Annotated in this window: 14 protein-coding genes; 12 read left to right on the forward strand and 2 right to left on the reverse strand. The window is 31.7% G+C overall.

Features of this window, described 5'->3' with window-relative positions; translation table 11 throughout:
* The first annotated feature begins 136 nt into the window (after window positions 1-136).
* Window positions 137-988, forward strand: coding sequence for a formylglycine-generating enzyme family protein (locus ACFQ1O_RS07985; RefSeq protein WP_377715155.1), 852 nt, complete (start codon window positions 137-139; stop codon window positions 986-988).
* An 84-nt stretch (window positions 989-1,072) separates the two neighbouring features.
* On the opposite strand, the gene pepT is transcribed toward ACFQ1O_RS07985, so the two are convergent.
* Window positions 1,073-2,314, reverse strand: a complete 1,242-nt coding sequence (gene pepT / locus ACFQ1O_RS07990) for a peptidase T (protein WP_377715157.1) — start codon at window positions 2,312-2,314, stop codon at window positions 1,073-1,075.
* Between the two features lie 123 nt (window positions 2,315-2,437).
* Here pepT and ACFQ1O_RS07995 point away from each other — a divergent pair, with 123 nt between their 5' ends.
* A complete protein-coding gene (locus ACFQ1O_RS07995) occupies window positions 2,438-3,304 on the forward strand; it encodes an acyl-CoA thioesterase (protein ID WP_377715159.1) in 867 nt (288 codons plus the stop codon).
* A gap of 107 nt (window positions 3,305-3,411) precedes the next feature.
* Window positions 3,412-4,446 (forward strand): quinone-dependent dihydroorotate dehydrogenase, encoded by a 1,035-nt coding sequence (locus tag ACFQ1O_RS08000; RefSeq protein WP_377715161.1) that lies wholly within the window; start codon window positions 3,412-3,414, stop codon window positions 4,444-4,446.
* Window positions 4,447-4,547: 101 nt separating this feature from the next.
* Here ACFQ1O_RS08000 and ACFQ1O_RS08005 read toward each other — a convergent pair whose 3' ends face one another.
* Window positions 4,548-5,465: a spondin domain-containing protein gene (locus ACFQ1O_RS08005; RefSeq protein WP_377715163.1), complete on the reverse strand. Its 918-nt coding sequence runs from the start codon at window positions 5,463-5,465 to the stop codon at window positions 4,548-4,550.
* 171 nt (window positions 5,466-5,636) lie between these two features.
* On the opposite strand from ACFQ1O_RS08005, the gene ACFQ1O_RS08010 reads away from it, so the two are divergent.
* From ACFQ1O_RS08010 to ACFQ1O_RS08050, 9 genes are all read left to right on the forward strand, one after another.
* Window positions 5,637-6,506 carry a hydroxymethylglutaryl-CoA lyase gene (locus ACFQ1O_RS08010; RefSeq protein ID WP_377715165.1) on the forward strand — a complete coding sequence of 290 codons (870 nt, stop codon included), beginning with the start codon at window positions 5,637-5,639 and terminating at the stop codon, window positions 6,504-6,506.
* A gap of 121 nt (window positions 6,507-6,627) precedes the next feature.
* A complete protein-coding gene (locus ACFQ1O_RS08015) occupies window positions 6,628-7,824 on the forward strand; it encodes a DUF4856 domain-containing protein (RefSeq protein WP_377715167.1) in 1,197 nt (398 codons plus the stop codon).
* 101 nt (window positions 7,825-7,925) lie between these two features.
* Window positions 7,926-9,044 carry an imelysin family protein gene (locus ACFQ1O_RS08020; protein WP_377715169.1) on the forward strand — a complete coding sequence of 373 codons (1,119 nt, stop codon included), beginning with the start codon at window positions 7,926-7,928 and terminating at the stop codon, window positions 9,042-9,044.
* 57 nt (window positions 9,045-9,101) lie between these two features.
* The gene (locus ACFQ1O_RS08025; RefSeq protein ID WP_377715171.1) at window positions 9,102-10,472 is read left to right on the forward strand and encodes an HTTM domain-containing protein; all 1,371 of its coding nucleotides are present in this window, start codon (window positions 9,102-9,104) and stop codon (window positions 10,470-10,472) included.
* The gene (locus ACFQ1O_RS08030; RefSeq protein ID WP_377715173.1) at window positions 10,462-12,876 is read left to right on the forward strand and encodes a TonB-dependent receptor domain-containing protein; all 2,415 of its coding nucleotides are present in this window, start codon (window positions 10,462-10,464) and stop codon (window positions 12,874-12,876) included. The genes ACFQ1O_RS08025 and ACFQ1O_RS08030 overlap by 11 nt, the downstream gene beginning before the upstream one ends.
* A gap of 60 nt (window positions 12,877-12,936) precedes the next feature.
* Window positions 12,937-13,986 (forward strand): Fe(3+) ABC transporter substrate-binding protein, encoded by a 1,050-nt coding sequence (locus ACFQ1O_RS08035; RefSeq protein ID WP_377715175.1) that lies wholly within the window; start codon window positions 12,937-12,939, stop codon window positions 13,984-13,986.
* A gap of 282 nt (window positions 13,987-14,268) precedes the next feature.
* Complete coding sequence (locus ACFQ1O_RS08040; protein ID WP_377715178.1) at window positions 14,269-15,819, forward strand: ABC transporter permease; 1,551 nt, start codon at window positions 14,269-14,271, stop codon at window positions 15,817-15,819.
* Complete coding sequence (locus ACFQ1O_RS08045; protein WP_377715180.1) at window positions 15,803-16,777, forward strand: ABC transporter ATP-binding protein; 975 nt, start codon at window positions 15,803-15,805, stop codon at window positions 16,775-16,777. Before ACFQ1O_RS08040 ends, ACFQ1O_RS08045 begins: the two co-directional genes overlap by 17 nt.
* 8 nt (window positions 16,778-16,785) lie before the next feature.
* Window positions 16,786-17,022: a FeoA family protein gene (locus tag ACFQ1O_RS08050; protein ID WP_377715182.1), complete on the forward strand. Its 237-nt coding sequence runs from the start codon at window positions 16,786-16,788 to the stop codon at window positions 17,020-17,022.
* Window positions 17,023-17,024: the final 2 nt, after the last annotated feature.

Below are 17,024 nucleotides of genomic sequence, written 5' to 3' on the forward strand. Positions count from 1 at the left end.
CTTATGGCACGATTTATGGAACTTAATTCATGTGTGTGAGTTAAATTTGTCAAATTCACAACAAAAGCTTTTGCGATTGTTGTAAAATTATTAATTTCGCACCGAATTAAATAAAACCTTTAAAATAATTCAAACAATGAGAAAAAATTACTTTTTAAGCATTTTAGTTGTAGTGCTAGCTTTTACTGTTTCGGTAAATGCTCAAATGTCTGACCAAGCTTGGCCAGAAATGGTTAAAGTAGAAGGAGCTTCTTTTATGTTAGGGGCAAACAAAAAAGATCAGCAAGCTGAAAAAGATGAAAAACCAGAGCGTAAAGTAAGTGTAAAAACTTTCTATATGAGTAAGTATGAAGTTACGGTTTGGGAGTGGAAAGAGTATGTAAAAGCTACTGGAAAAAAAATGCCTCCAAAGCAATCTTGGGGATGGAATGACGAGTTACCTATTACAAATATTACTTGGGAAGATGCAGTAGAGTTTTGTAACTGGTTAAGTAAAAAACAAGGATACACACCTGCATATTCTAAAAGAGGACCACGTTATGTATGTGATTTTAACTCTAACGGATTTAGATTACCAACAGAAGCAGAGTGGGAATTTGCTGCACATGGAGGTAAAAAAGGAAAAGGAAAAAAATATGCTGGAGCTGATAAGTTAGATTTAATTTCTTGGAATGTAGATAACAGTGAAGGAAGGCCTCATACTTATGGTACAAAATATGCTAATGAATTAGGTATTTACGATTTAAACGGTAATGTTTGGGAATGGTGCTGGGATATATATGATGCAAACCACTTTAGAGCTGTGAAAGACGGAATGGTAGCAGATCCTAATGCTACGGGACCAGCTAGAGGAGAAAAGAGAATTGTTAAAGGAGGATCTTGGGATAGTAAGCCTTCTTTCTGTAGAATTTCTAATAAAGTTGCTACTTTACCTGGAAATACCTTTGAGTTTTACGGAATGCGTTTAGTACAAACTAAAAGATTCTAAGAGATAAGTTCTATAAGAACATTTTATAAATAAAAAAACCTGTGACTATCACAGGTTTTTTTGTTTATAAACATTAAATGATTTTTAAGATTGGTATTTTTTAGCCGTTAACTCAGCAATTTTAATAATTACTTCAGTAGCTTTTATAATACTTTCTACCGGAACATATTCATAACGTCCATGAAAATTATGTCCACCTGCAAATATGTTCGGACAAGGTAAGCCCATATAAGATAATTGAGAACCGTCTGTACCACCCCTAATTGGTTTGATTAAAGGAGTAATATTTAATTGTTTCATTGCTTCTTCAGCAATATCTACGATATGCATTACAGGTTCTACTTTTTCTTTCATGTTAAAATATTGATCTGCAATTTCAATTTCTACAGTTCCTTCACCATGTTTTGTATTTAAGTCGGCGGCTACTTTTTCTAAGAATTTTTTTCTATCTTCATATTTCTGACGGTCATGATCTCTTATGATTAGTTGTAAGTTGGTCTCTTCAACTTTCCCTTCAATACTATACAAGTGGTAAAAACCTTCGTAACCAGAAGTTCTTTCTGGAACATCGTTTTCAGGTAAGGCGGCGATGAATTCATTTGCAATTAACATGGAGTTAATCATTTTTCCTTTAGCGTAACCTGGGTGAACAATTTTACCGTTTACTTTTACTTTTGCTCCAGCAGCATTAAAATTTTCGTATTCTAATTCACCAACTTGACTTCCATCCATAGTGTAAGCCCAATCAGCATTAAATTTGTTTACATCAAACTTATGTGCACCTCTACCAATTTCTTCATCTGGAGTAAAACCAACACGAATAGTTCCGTGTTTAATTTCAGGGTGAGCAATTAGGTATTTCATAGCTTCCATAATTTCTGTAATACCAGCTTTATCATCGGCTCCTAATAGTGTTGTACCATCTGTAGTAATTAAGGTTTGTCCTTTATACAATAATAAATCTTCAAAATAGTCTGGAGAAAGTACAATGTTTTCTTCTTTGTTTAGAACAATATCCTTACCATCATAATTCTCGATAATCTGAGGTCTAACATTGGCTCCTGTATAATCTGGGGTCGTGTCAAAATGAGAAACAAAACCTATAGTAGGAACTACATGATTTACATTACTAGGTAAAGTAGCCATTACGTAAGCATTTTCGTCTATGCTTACATCTTGCATCCCCATTTCTTTTAATTCTTCTACTAATTTATTTGCTAGATCCCATTGTTTCTCGCTACTCGGACAAGTATCAGAATTAGGGTCAGCTTCTGTATCTATAGTTACATAACTTACAAAACGATTGATTATATCTTGCTTGTTCATGGTTAATCTTCTTAAAGTTTGTTATAAAAGCACGAAAATAAACCTATTTCTAGAGAATACATAATGCTTGTCATAAAAACAATTTTTATATTTAAACAAGTATAATAATTAACTCAATTTAAATTGAAAAACGTTTCTGAATTATTAGCAGTCCTAAACCTTGAAGAAAAAAGCTCTAACTCTTTTAATGGGGTTAGTGAAACAGTTGGTAGTCCAAATGTTTTTGGCGGGCAAGTATTAGCTCAGGCAGTAAATGCAGCTTATAGAACCATAAATAATGGTAGGTCTTTACATTCATTACATTCTTATTTTTTAGAAGCAGGAGATTTAAACTTACCAATTACTTATCAAGTAGAAATTATTAGAGATGGTGGGAGTTTTTCTACTAGACGTGTTACTGCTCAACAAGGCGATAATATTATATTTATTCTGGCCGCTTCATTTCATAAAGAAGAGAAGGGCTATGAACATCAAGTAGAAAGAAAAACTAATATAAAATTACCCGAAGATTTATTAAGTTGGAATGATTTATACAAGAGATATGGCTTTTTTTTACCAAAAAAAGTAGCTAGTTTTTTAAAAATAGAACGCCCAGTGATATTTAAACCAACAATTATTTTAAATCCTTTGAGTAAAAAAGATTTAAAGCCTTATTCTGATGTATGGTTTAAGGTAAAGGGAGATACTAATAATTTAAGCTTAGCAGAGAAACAACAGGTATTAACGTATTTATCTGATTATAATATATTGGCTGCAGCTTTGTATCCTCATGCAAGTAAAGCACATTTTGGTAACACACAAATGGCTAGCTTAGATCATGCTATGTGGTTTTTTAGAGATTTTGATTTAGATGATTGGTTATTATTTTCTGTAGATGTGCCGAGTACTTCTAACGCTAGAGGGTTTACCAGAGCACATATTCATACAAAGGATGGTAAATTAATAGCTTCAGCTACTCAAGAAGGACTTATGAGGCCAAAGAAGAAGTGATAAAGGTTTTTTTAAGTTAGAAAACTTGTTGTACTTTTGCATTCTAAATAATGCGTTAGAATTCGTAACAGAAATTCTAATTTCTAATTTAGAAAACACACAACAAGATGTACAAATCTATAATTCGTCCAATCTTTTTTGCTTTCGATCCAGAAAAGATTCATCATTTTACTTTTTCATTCATTAAAATTTTATCGAAACTACCTTTTGCATCTTCTGTTATTAAAGGAATGTACCAGATAAATGATCCTCGTTTAGAACGCGAGGTTTTTGGATTGAAATTTAAAAATCCTGTAGGTTTAGCTGCTGGTTTTGATAAAGAAGCAAAGTTATACAACGAGTTAGGTAACTTTGGTTTTGGGTTTATAGAAATAGGTACTATTACACCTAAAGGACAAATAGGTAATCCTAAGAAGCGATTATTTAGGTTAAAAGAAGATCAAGGAATTATTAACCGAATGGGGTTTAATAATAAAGGGTTGGAGTCGGCTATAGAGAATTTAAAGAAGAGAAACACAGATTTAATTATTGGTGGAAATATAGGAAAAAATACTCTTACAAAACCAGAAGATTATACAGCAGATTATGAAGCGTGCTTTAAAGCACTGCATCCTTATGTAGATTATTTTGTTGTAAATGTAAGTTGTCCTAACGTGGGGAGTCATGCTAAATTGCAAGATAAAGGGTATTTGTTAGAATTGTTAGGTGGTTTAAAAGAGTTGAATAATAAAGAAACGATTCAGAAACCTATTGTATTAAAAATTGCACCAGATTTAAATAATCAGCAATTAGACGAAATTGTAGAGGTAGTAGAAGAAACCAATATAGATGGTGTTATAGCTTCTAATACTTCAGTAAATAGAGAAGGTTTAAAAGCCACAAAAGAGCAATTAGAAGCAATTGGGAATGGTGGTTTAAGTGGTAAGCCAATTACAGAAAGAAGTACCAGGGTAATTAAATATTTAGCAGATAAGTCTAACAGAAGTTTTCCTATAATTGGGGTGGGAGGTATACATTCAGCCCAAGATGCTATAGATAAAATTAAAGCAGGTGCTACCTTAGTACAGGTTTATACTGGATTTATTTACGAAGGTCCTAAGCTTATTAAAGACATCAATAAAGAAATTCTTAAAAGTCTTTAATAAAGAAGCTGACTTTTAATGTGATTAACTATTAAATTTTACTTTTTATGAATGAATATTTTTTCATTTATTGAAGTGAAATAATAAAGTCAGCTTCCAAATTATAGAATGAGTACTTTTTTAATAGTACTGCTATTGTTTTTATTAGTTAATTTTATAAAATAGACTCCATTTTCATTACGGTCGGTATTAAAGCTATAACTAGAAACATTGTCTAATAGTTCTTTAAAAACCCTTTTTCCAGTTACATCAAACATTTCTATTTTTTCAAATTCAATTAAATTGTCTATTGTTAGTAAGTTAGTTGCAGGGTTAGGGAAAATTTTTGGTTGCTTTTTTTCAAATTCGTCTAGACTTAAAACTCCTCTGTAACTAAAAGTAAAATAACCTATTCTTTCTGTTCCAAATGGACTGATATTAACTAGACTAGTAATATTTTCTTGAGGGTCAGTAACCATATCTCCAGCTGTATAACTACTTCCACTATCGGTTCCAGCATCTAGCGGAAAGACATCAATTGTAAAATCGCTTTTCCAGTTGTTAGATTCATCTAATAAAGATATAGCTGATACACCTATAAACCAATCAGGACTAGGAGCAATCATAGATACTAAAGAAACCAGTGGGTAATTGGGGTCTATTTGTAAACCTGTAAAAGTTGCAATTCCTAAAGCGTTATTTGGGCTAAAACTTGTTTGCCTAAAAAAGTCAGCGTGACCATTAGAAATAGCTGTATTTACTTCGTTTAATAATTCATTACCTTGGCCTAATTCTGCCACATTTTTAATACCTAAACTGGCTTTTTTATCTAGATTCCACATAGCAAAATCTGAATTGTGAGTAGCACCAACTAAATCAGACCAATGCGGACCAGGTGGTAAAGTTCCATGATCTTGGTTGTTCCAAGTACTAGTAAAAGTTATGTCATAAACGGCAGTTGTTTGACTAAATAAGAATAGGTTTGAAATTAATATTAGAGTTACAACAAGTTTTTTTAAAAGAGTTAGTTTGTTTTTCATGACAAATTATTTATTGGTTATAAAAAGTAGTCGTAGTTTTTTAGTTTTAATTACATAAGTTCTTGAAAATCAACATGTTTGTTTTTTGTTTTTAAAAAGAAGTAACTATATAGATAAGTAGAGCTAGTATAAATGAGTTAAAAATTATATTTTTACGAAAATTTTGACCTAATGAATAAACCAGATATTAAGCTTATTGAATGTCCTAGAGATGCAATGCAAGGTATCAAAGAGTTTATTCCAACAGAGAAAAAGGTTTTATATATTCAATCGCTTTTAAGATGTGGTTTCGATACTATAGATTTTGGAAGTTTTGTATCGCCAAAAGCGATTCCTCAAATGGTTGATACAGCCGAGGTTTTAGCTCGATTAGATTTATCTGAAACTCAAAGCAAATTATTAGCTATAGTTGCCAATATTAGAGGAGCTACTGAAGCAGTAAAGCATAAGCCAATTCAATATCTTGGTTATCCGTTTTCTATTTCAGAAAATTTCCAAATGCGTAATACACATAAAACAATAGCTCAATCTATAGAAACACTTAAGGGAATTTTGGATATAGCTAATCAAGCCGATAAAGAAGTTGTAGCTTATTTGTCTATGGGGTTTGGAAATCCTTATGGAGATCCGTGGAATGTTGAGATAGTAGGAGAGTGGACAGAAAAGCTATCTACTATGGGAGTAAAAATTTTGTCTTTGTCAGATACTATAGGATCATCTACCCCAGAAGTCATTGATTATTTGTACTCTAATTTAATACCCAAGTATCCGCATATAGAATTTGGTGCTCATTTGCATACAACACCAACTACTTGGCATGAAAAAGTAAACGCAGCATATCAGGCAGGTTGTACCCGTTTTGATGGAGCTATACAAGGTTTCGGAGGTTGTCCTATGGCAAAAGATGAACTTACAGGAAATATGCCTACAGAAAAAATGGTTTCCTATTTCACTACCGAAAAAGCGAATACAAATGTCAATCCTATGGCTTTTGAAGCAGCTTTTAATAAAGCTTCAGATATTTTTAATAATTATCATTAATTTGTAAATCAACAAGTTAGTTTTTTTATTTTAATTTATTCTAAATAACTTTTTGTTATTTAGAATGAGTCTTTATATTTGCAAGAAATTAATTAAATATAATTATTCTAAATAAAAACTAATGAGAAAAGTAGTATTAAGCTTAGCAGTTGTAACTGCGTTGTCTTTTGTATCATGTTCAAGTGATGATAATAATGGAGGGGCTACTCCTACATTTGCTAAAACAGTAGCAGATATTAATTTAGATGGTGTTGTAGCTCCAGCAACTTATAATTGGACAAGAAATAATGCAACATCTGTAAGTTATGGAGGACAAACTACTCGTATTAATATGTTAGATTATATAACTAACAAACAAGGAGATGAAGGTTTAAAGAATACAGCAAGAACAGAAGCCCAGTTAAAAGGTATGTATAACCATACGGCTAACGATGGTTTTTTCTCTGATGCTACTTTAAATTCAAGTGGAAAAAATATTAAAGGAAAAACAGGAAATTCAGACGATTTCTTTAGTGGTACTGTAGAAGGATCTCAAATTAAAACTTACTTTGATGGGTTGATTACGGATCAGGTAGCAAACGTATTTCCTAACTGGAGCACCAATGCAGCTGCTGGAACTGCAGGTCAGTTAGCAGATGGGTCTTCTACACGTTATGTAAACGCTAAAGGTTACGAAAACGATCAGTTATTTGCTAAAGGTTTAATAGGAGCTTTACAGGTAGATCAAGCTACTAATAACTATATGTCTCGTGTAGCTAATGATGACAACTCTACTGTAGAAAATAATTATACAGATATGGAACACCACTTTGATGAGGCTTACGGGTACTTGTTAAATAGTGCAGATTCTAACTACTTTAATAAGTATTTAGGTAAAGTAGATGCTGATACTGATTTTACAGGAATTAAGAATGAAATTGAAACGGCCTTTAGAATTGCTAGACAAGCAATTGTAGATCAAAAATATGATGTAAGAGATCAGGCAATAGAGGTAATTCGTTACCAAGTATCTAGAGTAATTGCTATTAGAGCTGTTTATTACTTACAAGCAGGTAAGAATCAATTAGATGATGCTTCTGGTAAAGGTCCTGCTTTTCATGATTTATCTGAAGGTTTAGGTTTTGTATATAGCTTACGCTTTATTAGAAAATCTGATGTTAAAGAAACATATTTTACAAAAGCAGAGGTAGATGGTTTATTAAATGACCTTATAGGAAGTACTAATGGTCTATGGGATCTTACTGGAGCAGATTTAGACGCTGTATCTGAAGCAATTGCTGCTAAGTTTGACTTTACTGTTGCACAAGCAGGCAGCTAATAATTCAAAATATTTTAAATTTTAAAGCGGCTAACATTTATTTGTTAGTCGCTTTTTTTTATATTTGCGCTTAATTAGAATAAATTTAAATAACTAATCTAATGAAGAAGTTTTTAGCAATTTTAGTTTTGACCGTTTTAGTATGGGCTTGTAGCTCGGATAATGGTTCTTCTGGAGGAGGAAATACAGATAACTTTGATAGAGCAGCCATGTTAACCAATTGGGCAGATAATATTATTATTCCTGCTTATACAGATTACGAAAATAAGTTAACGGCATTACAAACAGCTACAACTAATTTCACAACTATTGTAGATCAAACTAATTTAGATGCTTTGCGTACTGCTTGGTTAGAAGCGTATAAAACTTGGCAATATGTAATACTATTTAGTGATTTTTCTAAAGCTGCTGAATTAAATGTGACTAGATGGGTGAATAGATTTCCTACAGACGTTACTGGTATAGAAACAAATATTACGAATAACTTTACAGACTTAACTTTGTCTTCTACCAATGTACAACAAGGTTTTCCAGCATTAGATTATTTACTATATGGTGTAGCAGCAGATGATACTGCAATATTAGCTAAGTACGATTCTGAGGCGAATGCAGCCAATTATAAAAACTATTTAACAGCTGTTGTTAATAGGTTAAAAGACTTAAATACACCTGTATTAAATCATTGGAACTCTGGATACAGAAATATCTTTATAGGTTTAACAGAAAATACAAATGCTGGAGGAGTAAATATTTTAGTAAATGATTATATCTATAATTATGAAAAGTATTTTAGAAAATATAAATTAGGAGATCCTTTAGGTATTTTTACAGGAAATGGTGTTGAACCTACTTATATTGAGTCTCGTTATGGAAAAAAATCTAAAGAATTATTATTAGTAGTTTTATCTGCAATTGAAGATTTTTTTAGTGGTAAACATTATAATTCTGCCGCAATAGGAGAAAGTTTTAAAACTTATTTAGCGTACTTAGATGCTAAAAAAGATGGACAAGATTTAGTACCTTTAATGCTTGCTCAAATGGGCTCAGCAAGAACCAAATTAAATGGATTAGATACTGATCTATCTAATCAAATTAATACTAATGTAACACCTGTACAAGAAACTTATACAGAAATTCAAAAATTAGTTCCGATGTTAAAAATAGATATGAGGTCTGCTTTTAATGTAGAACTTGATTATTACGATAATGACGGAGATTAATTAAAATTTATAATGAAATAATAGAGAGGCGTTAGAAATCGCCTCTTTTCTTTGTTTATGAAATACCCCCCCAAGCTTTACTTTACTCAAACAACCTCGGCAGCTTCTTTAGCTGTTTTCCGAATAGGGTTTGGGTTGATGATGTTAATTAGCATTATAAGGTTTTGGGTTAATGGTTGGATAGACTCGGTTTATATACAACCAAAATTCTTTTTTTCCTACCACGGATTCGAGTGGATAAAGCCTATAGGAGAATATACCTATTGGTTGTTTTTTATTTGTGGTTTATCTGCTTTTTGTGTGGCTATTGGTTTTAAATATAGAATAGCCATTGTTAGTTTTTTCTTGAGCTTTACCTACATAGAGTTAATGGATAAAACTACATATTTAAACCATTATTACTTTATTAGTTTAATGGCGTTTGTACTTATTTTTGTTCCAGCAAATGCTACATTTTCGGCAGATAATTTATTGACGAAAAAGCAGTTTAAACAAGTACCTAAATGGACAGTAGATGGTATTAAACTATTGTTAGGTATTGTGTATTTCTATGCAGGTTTAGCAAAAATTAATTCAGACTGGTTGTTTAGAGCTATGCCATTAAAAATATGGTTGCCATCTAAATACGATTTACCTATTATAGGCGAAACCATAATGCAACAAGAGTGGTTTCATTATGCAATGAGTTGGAGCGGAATGCTCTATGATTTGGTAATTCCTTTTTTATTGTTGTATAAACCAACCAGAAAGATTGCTTTTGCAGCAGTAATTTTCTTTCATGTATTTACATGGGTATTATTTCCAATAGGAATGTTTCCGTTTATTATGATAGTGAGTGCTTTTATCTTTTTTGATTCATTAACTCATCAAAAAGTAATAAATGGCTTAAGGAGATTGCTAGCTAAGTTTTTTCAGTCATCAAAATTCAGAATAGAAGAAACTCAGTTTTATAAGTATACTAATAAGAAATTAGTAACCTATATTTTAGCAACATTTTTTGCTGCTCAATTGCTATTACCTTTTAGGTATGTATTGTATCCTGGAGAATTGTTTTGGACAGAAGAAGGATATCGTTTTTCTTGGCGAGTAATGTTAATAGAAAAAGCTGGATATGCTAATTTTAAAATAGTAGATGCTGAAACCGGAAGGTTTTTTTATGTAGAAAATAATGACTTTCTAACCTCATTTCAAGAAAAACAAATGAGCACCCAACCAGATTTTATTTTGGAATATGCTCATTTTTTAGGAAATCATTTTAAAAAAGATGGCCATAAAAATATTCAGGTATTTGTTGAAAGTTTTGTAGGGTTAAATGGTAGGTTAAGTCAACCATTTATAGATCCTACAGTAGATTTATATCAAGAAAAAGAATCGTTTAAACATAAAGATTGGATTTTACCTTTTAAAGATAAGATTGATGGATTGTAAAATAATAACTAAGATTGTTTTGTTTTTTGTTTTGTTTAGCTCTATCGGACTGGCACAAGAAACTATTTCTGGTGTTGTAACAGATCAAAAAGATATTCCGTTAGCAAAAGTAGCTATCTATAATTCTAGTGGGGGATTACTTACGCAGACTAATCATAATGGGCTTTTTAGTTTTGTGTCACAAAAACAAAATTTAAAAGTTGTTTTGTATTTGGATTCATATTCAATATTAGAAAAAGAGTTAACAGCTCCATCATCTAAAGTAAAAATTGTTTTACATGAAATTGGAGGTAATTTGACAGAAGTAGAATTAACCGCTAGAAGGAAAAAAGTATTTGCTTTAAAACGCTTAAAAGACGTTGAAGAAACTGCTATTTATGCAGGAAAAAAAACAGAGGTGGTTTTAGTAGAGGAGTCTCTAGCTAATATAGCAACAAATAATACAAGGCAATTATACAATCAAGTAGCGGGTTTAAATATTTACGAAACAGACGATGCTGGTTTGCAATTAAGTATAGGAGGTAGAGGTTTAGACCCTAACCGTACAGCTAATTTTAATACTAGACAGAATGGTTACGATATAAGTGCAGATGTATTAGGCTATCCAGAAAGTTATTACACTCCTGCTGCAGAGGGTTTGAGTGAAATACAAATTATTAGAGGAGCAGCCTCTTTACAGTATGGTACTCAGTTTGGAGGTTTAATTAATTTTAAAATGAAAGAACCTAACCCAAATAAAAAAATAGAACTGATTTCTCGTTTTACAACGGGTAGTAATGGACTCGCTACAAACTTTACGAGTTTAAGTGGTACGGCTAATAAATTTAGTTATTATACTTACTATAATTATAAACAGGGAGATGGATTTAGAGATAATTCACGATTTGAATCAAAAAATGCATTTGGTCATTTTGTGTACGATTTTACTAGTAAAACTAAGTTAAGTGCAGATATAACCTACATGAATTATTTGGCACAACAAGCGGGTGGTTTAACCGATAGAATGTTTGAAGAAGATCCTTTTCAAAGTAACCGATCAAGAAATTGGTTTCAAGTAAATTGGTTGTTGTATAATTTAAAGCTTGCGCATAAATTTTCTGAGAAAACAAATGCAACCATTAACTTTTTTGGGTTAAACGCATCTAGAGACGCTTTAGGTTATAGAACCAATAGAGTAAGTGATGCGGATGATTTATCTGCACCGAGAGATTTAATTAAAGGTAAATTTAGAAACTTTGGATTAGAAGCTAGATTGGTTCATAGATATTCTTTGTTTAATAAGAAGAGTACTTTCTTAATAGGAACCAAGTATTATAATGCAAGAAATAAAGATCAACAGGGACCAGGAACTACAACCTCTAATGCTAATTTCGATTTTGATGAGTCTTTATTTGATTCGTATCATTCGCAATCTAACTTTACCTATCCTAATCAGAACTTAGCAGTTTTTGGAGAGAATATATTTTATATAAATGATAAGCTTTCAATAACTCCTGGTTTTCGTTTCGAATATATAAAAACAGAAACAGAAGGTAGGTATATCAGAACTAATACATTAGGTAACGGAACGGTTGTGATAGTAGAAGATGAGGAAGATAATAGAGTGTTTGATCGCTCGTTTGTATTGCTTGGTTTAGGTGTAAGTTATAAGCCATTAGATGTGTTAGAAGTTTATGGAAATATTTCTCAAAATTACCGTTCGGTTACATTTTCAGATATTAGGATAAACAATCCTTCTTATGAAGTAGATCCGAATATAACTGATGAAAAAGGATTTACAGCAGATATTGGAGTAAGAGGTAATCTTAAGAAAATTGTATCGTATGATGTTGGGTTATTTGGATTGTTTTATAACGATAGAATTGGTTTAGTTCAACGAGAGAACTCTAATTTTCAGGTTAAAAATGTGAGAACAAATATTGGAGATGCTGTTATGTATGGTTTAGAATCTTTAATTGATATAGATGTGTCAAAACTTTTAATAAAAGACAATGATTATAGGTTGAATGTATTTGCTAATACATCTGTTTTAGATTCTTATTATGTAGATGATTCAACTAAAAATGTTGAGTTTGTCCCTGATTTTAACTTTAAGACAGGGGTTAAATTTGGGTATAAAGATTTATTGGGATCAGTTCAATACAGTTATTTGTCTCAACAATTTACAGACGCAACAAATGCAACAGGTACAGATTCTGTAACAGGATTGTTGGGTCCAATTCCTAGTTATGATGTTCTAGATCTATCTTTATCTTATACCTATAAGAGATTCAAACTAGAAACAGGAATAAATAATGTGCTAGACAATCATTATTTTACGAGAAGAGCAACAGGTTATCCTGGGCCTGGTATTATACCTTCAGCACCTAGAAATTGGTATGCAACTTTACAGGTAAAATTATAATCAGTTTTATTTAGAATAATTACAAATAAGTTTATATTTGCAATCAACAAAATTTAATAGATGAAAAAACTAGTTTACGTATTAGCTGTATCAATGACAATTTTTTCTTGTAAGAAAGAAGTAAAGCAAGAAGAAAAAGAAGTTGAACCTGTAAAACAAGAAGAAGTAACTGTATATACTCACCGTCATTATCCGGCAGATCAAGAGTTATTTGCTCAGTTTGAAAAAGAAACGGGTATTAAAGTTAATGTTGTAAATGCGAAAGCAGACGAGTTAATTCAAAAAATGGAGACCGAAGGAGAGCATTCTCCTGCAGATGTTTTAATTACGGTTGACGCTGGTAGGTTAGTTCGTGCAAAAGACAAAGGTTTATTACAATCTGCTACTTCAGAGAACTTAACTAATACGGTTCCTGCTCATTTAAGAGATACAGATAATAACTGGTATGCTTTAACGAAAAGAGCAAGAGTATTGGTTTTTGCTAAAGATAGAGTGAAGCCAGAAGATTTAAGTACATATGAAGATTTAACTTCAGATAAGTGGAAAAAGAAAGTATTAATTCGTTCATCTAGTAATATTTATAACCAGTCATTAATGGCATCTATTATTGCTCATAAAGGAGAAGATGAAGCAGCTAAGTGGGCTGAAGGAATTGTTGCTAATATGGCTCGTGATCCTAAAGGAAACGATAGAGATCAGGTAAAAGCGGTTGTGGCTGGAGAAGGAGATGTTGCTGTAGTTAACACCTATTATATAGGGAAGTTATTAAACTCTAAAAACCCAGAAGAAATAAAAGCTGGAGAAGGAGTTACTGTGTTTTTTCCAAACCAAGAAGGAAGAGGAGCGCACATAAACGTAAGTGGAGCAGGTGTTGCTAAATATGCACCAAACAAAGAAAATGCAATTAAATTTATTGAGTTTTTAGTTTCAGAACCAGCTCAAAAAGTTTTTGCTCAAGCTAATTATGAATATCCTGTAAACACTAAAGTTGAAGCTTCAGACTTATTAAAGTCTTGGGGAGATTTTAAAGAAGATACTTTGTCTTTACAAAAATTAGGAGAGAACAATAAAAAAGCTGTGTTGACATTTGACACTGCTGGTTGGAAATAAACAACTCAAGTTGAAATTGAATTCGAAATTGAAGTAGAATTGAATGTAACTTCGAGTGAAAACATGCTAATTTATTAATCAAGTTTTGGTATTGAGGAGTAATAATAAAATTTAAATTCCAAGTTTTCCCTCCTTATTAAGGAGAGATGTCTGAAAGACAGGGAGGTTTTTAGTTTTAAGAATTATTAATTATAAAATAATTTGTTTAGATTTCTAAAGCACATAAAAAGAGATGCCAACCATTGGTCAGTGTTATCACTGACCTTTGTTTGTTTTATTGCTTTGCCCATATTTACCTTAATAACCTATTTGTTTTATGGACCGGGTGAATCTTGGCAACATCTTCAAAAAACAATTTTACCAGGTTATTTAGCTAATAGTTTTTGGCTACTAATAGGTACAAGTATATTGAGCCTTTTAATAGGAGTAAGTTCGGCTTGGGTGGTTTCTAGATATGAATTTACTTTTAGAAAACAAATTGAGTGGTTGCTAATTCTTCCTTTAGCAATTCCATCGTACATTACCGCTTATGCCTATGCAGGTATTGTAGATTACGGAGGTTTATTAGAACAACTATTCGGAAAGACCTTTCCTAAAATAGATGTGATGAATTTAACAGGTTTGATTTGGGTATTAAGCCTTTCTTTATATTCGTATGTTTATGTTTCTGCCAGAGCCTTTTTCTTATATCAATCAGGTAGATTATTAGAAGCATCAAAAATGTTGGGAGTAGGAGAGTTTAAAAGCTTTTTTAAGTTGATATTGCCTTTATCTCGCCCAGCAATTATTAGCGGTTTGGTATTAGTATTAATGGAAGTGCTGAATGATTATGGAGCAGCGAAACATTATGGAATCAACACATTTACAACGGGAATTTTTAGAGCTTGGTTCTCATTAGAAGAACCAGAAACGGCTATCTATTTATCAGCTTTATTGGTGAGTATTATTTTTATATTATTACTATTAGAAAGATGGCAACGTAGAAATAAAAATTATTCTTTGAATTCTAAAAGCGAATACGGTTTAACTAGAATTCGTAAAAGAAATAGTGTAAGTATTGGTATTTATTTTATTGTAGCTATTCCTATGTTTTTTGGTTTTATTGCTCCGTTAATTCAGCTAATACAATGGGCTTTTTTAACCTACGAATCGGTTTTTACTAGTAGCTTTATAACTACATCACTTCAAAGTTTAGGAATAGCTTTTTTGTCTGCTTTATTAACAGTTGTAATGGCTTTAGTTTTATTGTATACAAGTAAGTGGAATCAATTAGCTATAGTAAAGCAATTTAGTAAAATAGGAGTGATAGGATATGCTATACCTGGAGCTATTATTGCTATAGGGGTGTTAATTCCAACTTTAGAATTCGACAAGTGGTTAGCTTCTTTTTTGAAGAAGAATTACGATATAAAAATAGGACTGTTATTAAACTCATCTATTATGGCATTATTATATGCTTATGTGGTTCGTTTTATAGCGGTAGCTTATAATCCTATAGAGGCATTAACTAATAAACAAGCCAAGTCTTTAGTTGAGTCTTCTAAGTTGTTGGGTAAAAATAATTTGAAGACCTTTTTTAAGGTAGATTTTCCATTGATTAAGACAGGAGTGTTAAGTGCTTTTGTATTGGTATTTGTAGATGTAATGAAAGAATTACCTTTAACGTTAATATTAAAGCCTTATCAGGTAGAAACTTTAGCGGTTAAAGCTTATGAATATGCAAGTGATGAGCAAATAATGGAAGCAGCTTTGCCGTCTATTTTTATAATTATTACTGGAATTATACCAATTATATTTTTAAATAAACTAATCAATAATGCTAAAAGTAACTAGTGTAACTAAATCTTTTGATGGCGATAAAACATTTGCTGTAGATAGTGTTTCTTTTCAGTTAGAAAAAGGAAAAAACTATGCAGTAGTTGGTGAAAGTGGTAGTGGTAAAACTACATTAACTCGACTTATTGCTGGATTGGAGAAACCAAGTTCTGGTGAAATAGAATTGAACGAAGAGTTGGTTAATTCCGATACTAGCTTTATTGCACCAGAAAAACGAAAAGTAGGAATGGTTTTTCAAGACTATGCCTTATTTCCGCATTTATCTGTTTTTGAAAATATAGCTTATGGCTTAGATAAAGGCCTTCATAAAAATGATAGAGTGACAGAAGTTTTGGGTTTAGTTGGTTTACAAGGATTCGAAAAAAGATACCCTCATCAATTATCTGGAGGGCAACAGCAAAGAGTAGCTTTGGCTAGAGCTATTGCTCCAAAGCCCTCGCTGTTAATATTAGATGAGCCATTTAGTAATTTAGATGCATCGTTAAGAAATGAGTTGCGTAATGAGCTTTTTTCGATTATAAAAAAAGCCAACACAACAACTATTTTTGTTACTCACGATACAGAAGATGCTTTAGCAGTAGCAGATGAGGTATTGGTATTGCGTAACGGAAAATTATTGCAAAAAGGAGACACAAAAAGTTTGTATTATCAGCCTGCAACAGAGTATGTGGCTAGTTTATTTGGAGAAGTACTTTGTTTAGAAAATGCGCTGTTGAAACAGTTTGGTTGTTCAGAACAAAACAAGGTGTATATACGTAAAGAGTCTTTAAAGATTAATCAATCTGTAGATTTTACTGCTAAGGCTACGGTTCTTAATAAGAAATTTATGGGAGCTAATTATGAATTAGAATTGCAAATAGGAGAGAATACTTTGTTGTTAAAGAAGAATCAATTGTTTGAAGGTACTGCAGTATCAATTGGTTTTGATAAAGCAGCAACTCTTGAGTTTAATTAATTTGAATAATGGAAGAAAAGAAATCATTGCTAGAATTAGCAAAAGGAGATAAAGCTATTATAACATCCTACAAGGCAGAAGAAATTCCGTTAAAATTAATTGAAATGGGATGTGTAGAAGGTAGTGAGGTAGAATTAGTACAGGTAGCTCCATTAAAAGATCCTTTGTATTTGTGTATTAATGGTAGTTATTTGGCTATTCGTAAAGAGGTTGCACAATACATTCAAATTAAATTTGTAAAGTAATT

Source organism: Pseudofulvibacter geojedonensis, from assembly GCF_042675745.1.
GTDB classification, from domain to species: Bacteria; Bacteroidota; Bacteroidia; order Flavobacteriales; family Flavobacteriaceae; genus Pseudofulvibacter; species Pseudofulvibacter geojedonensis.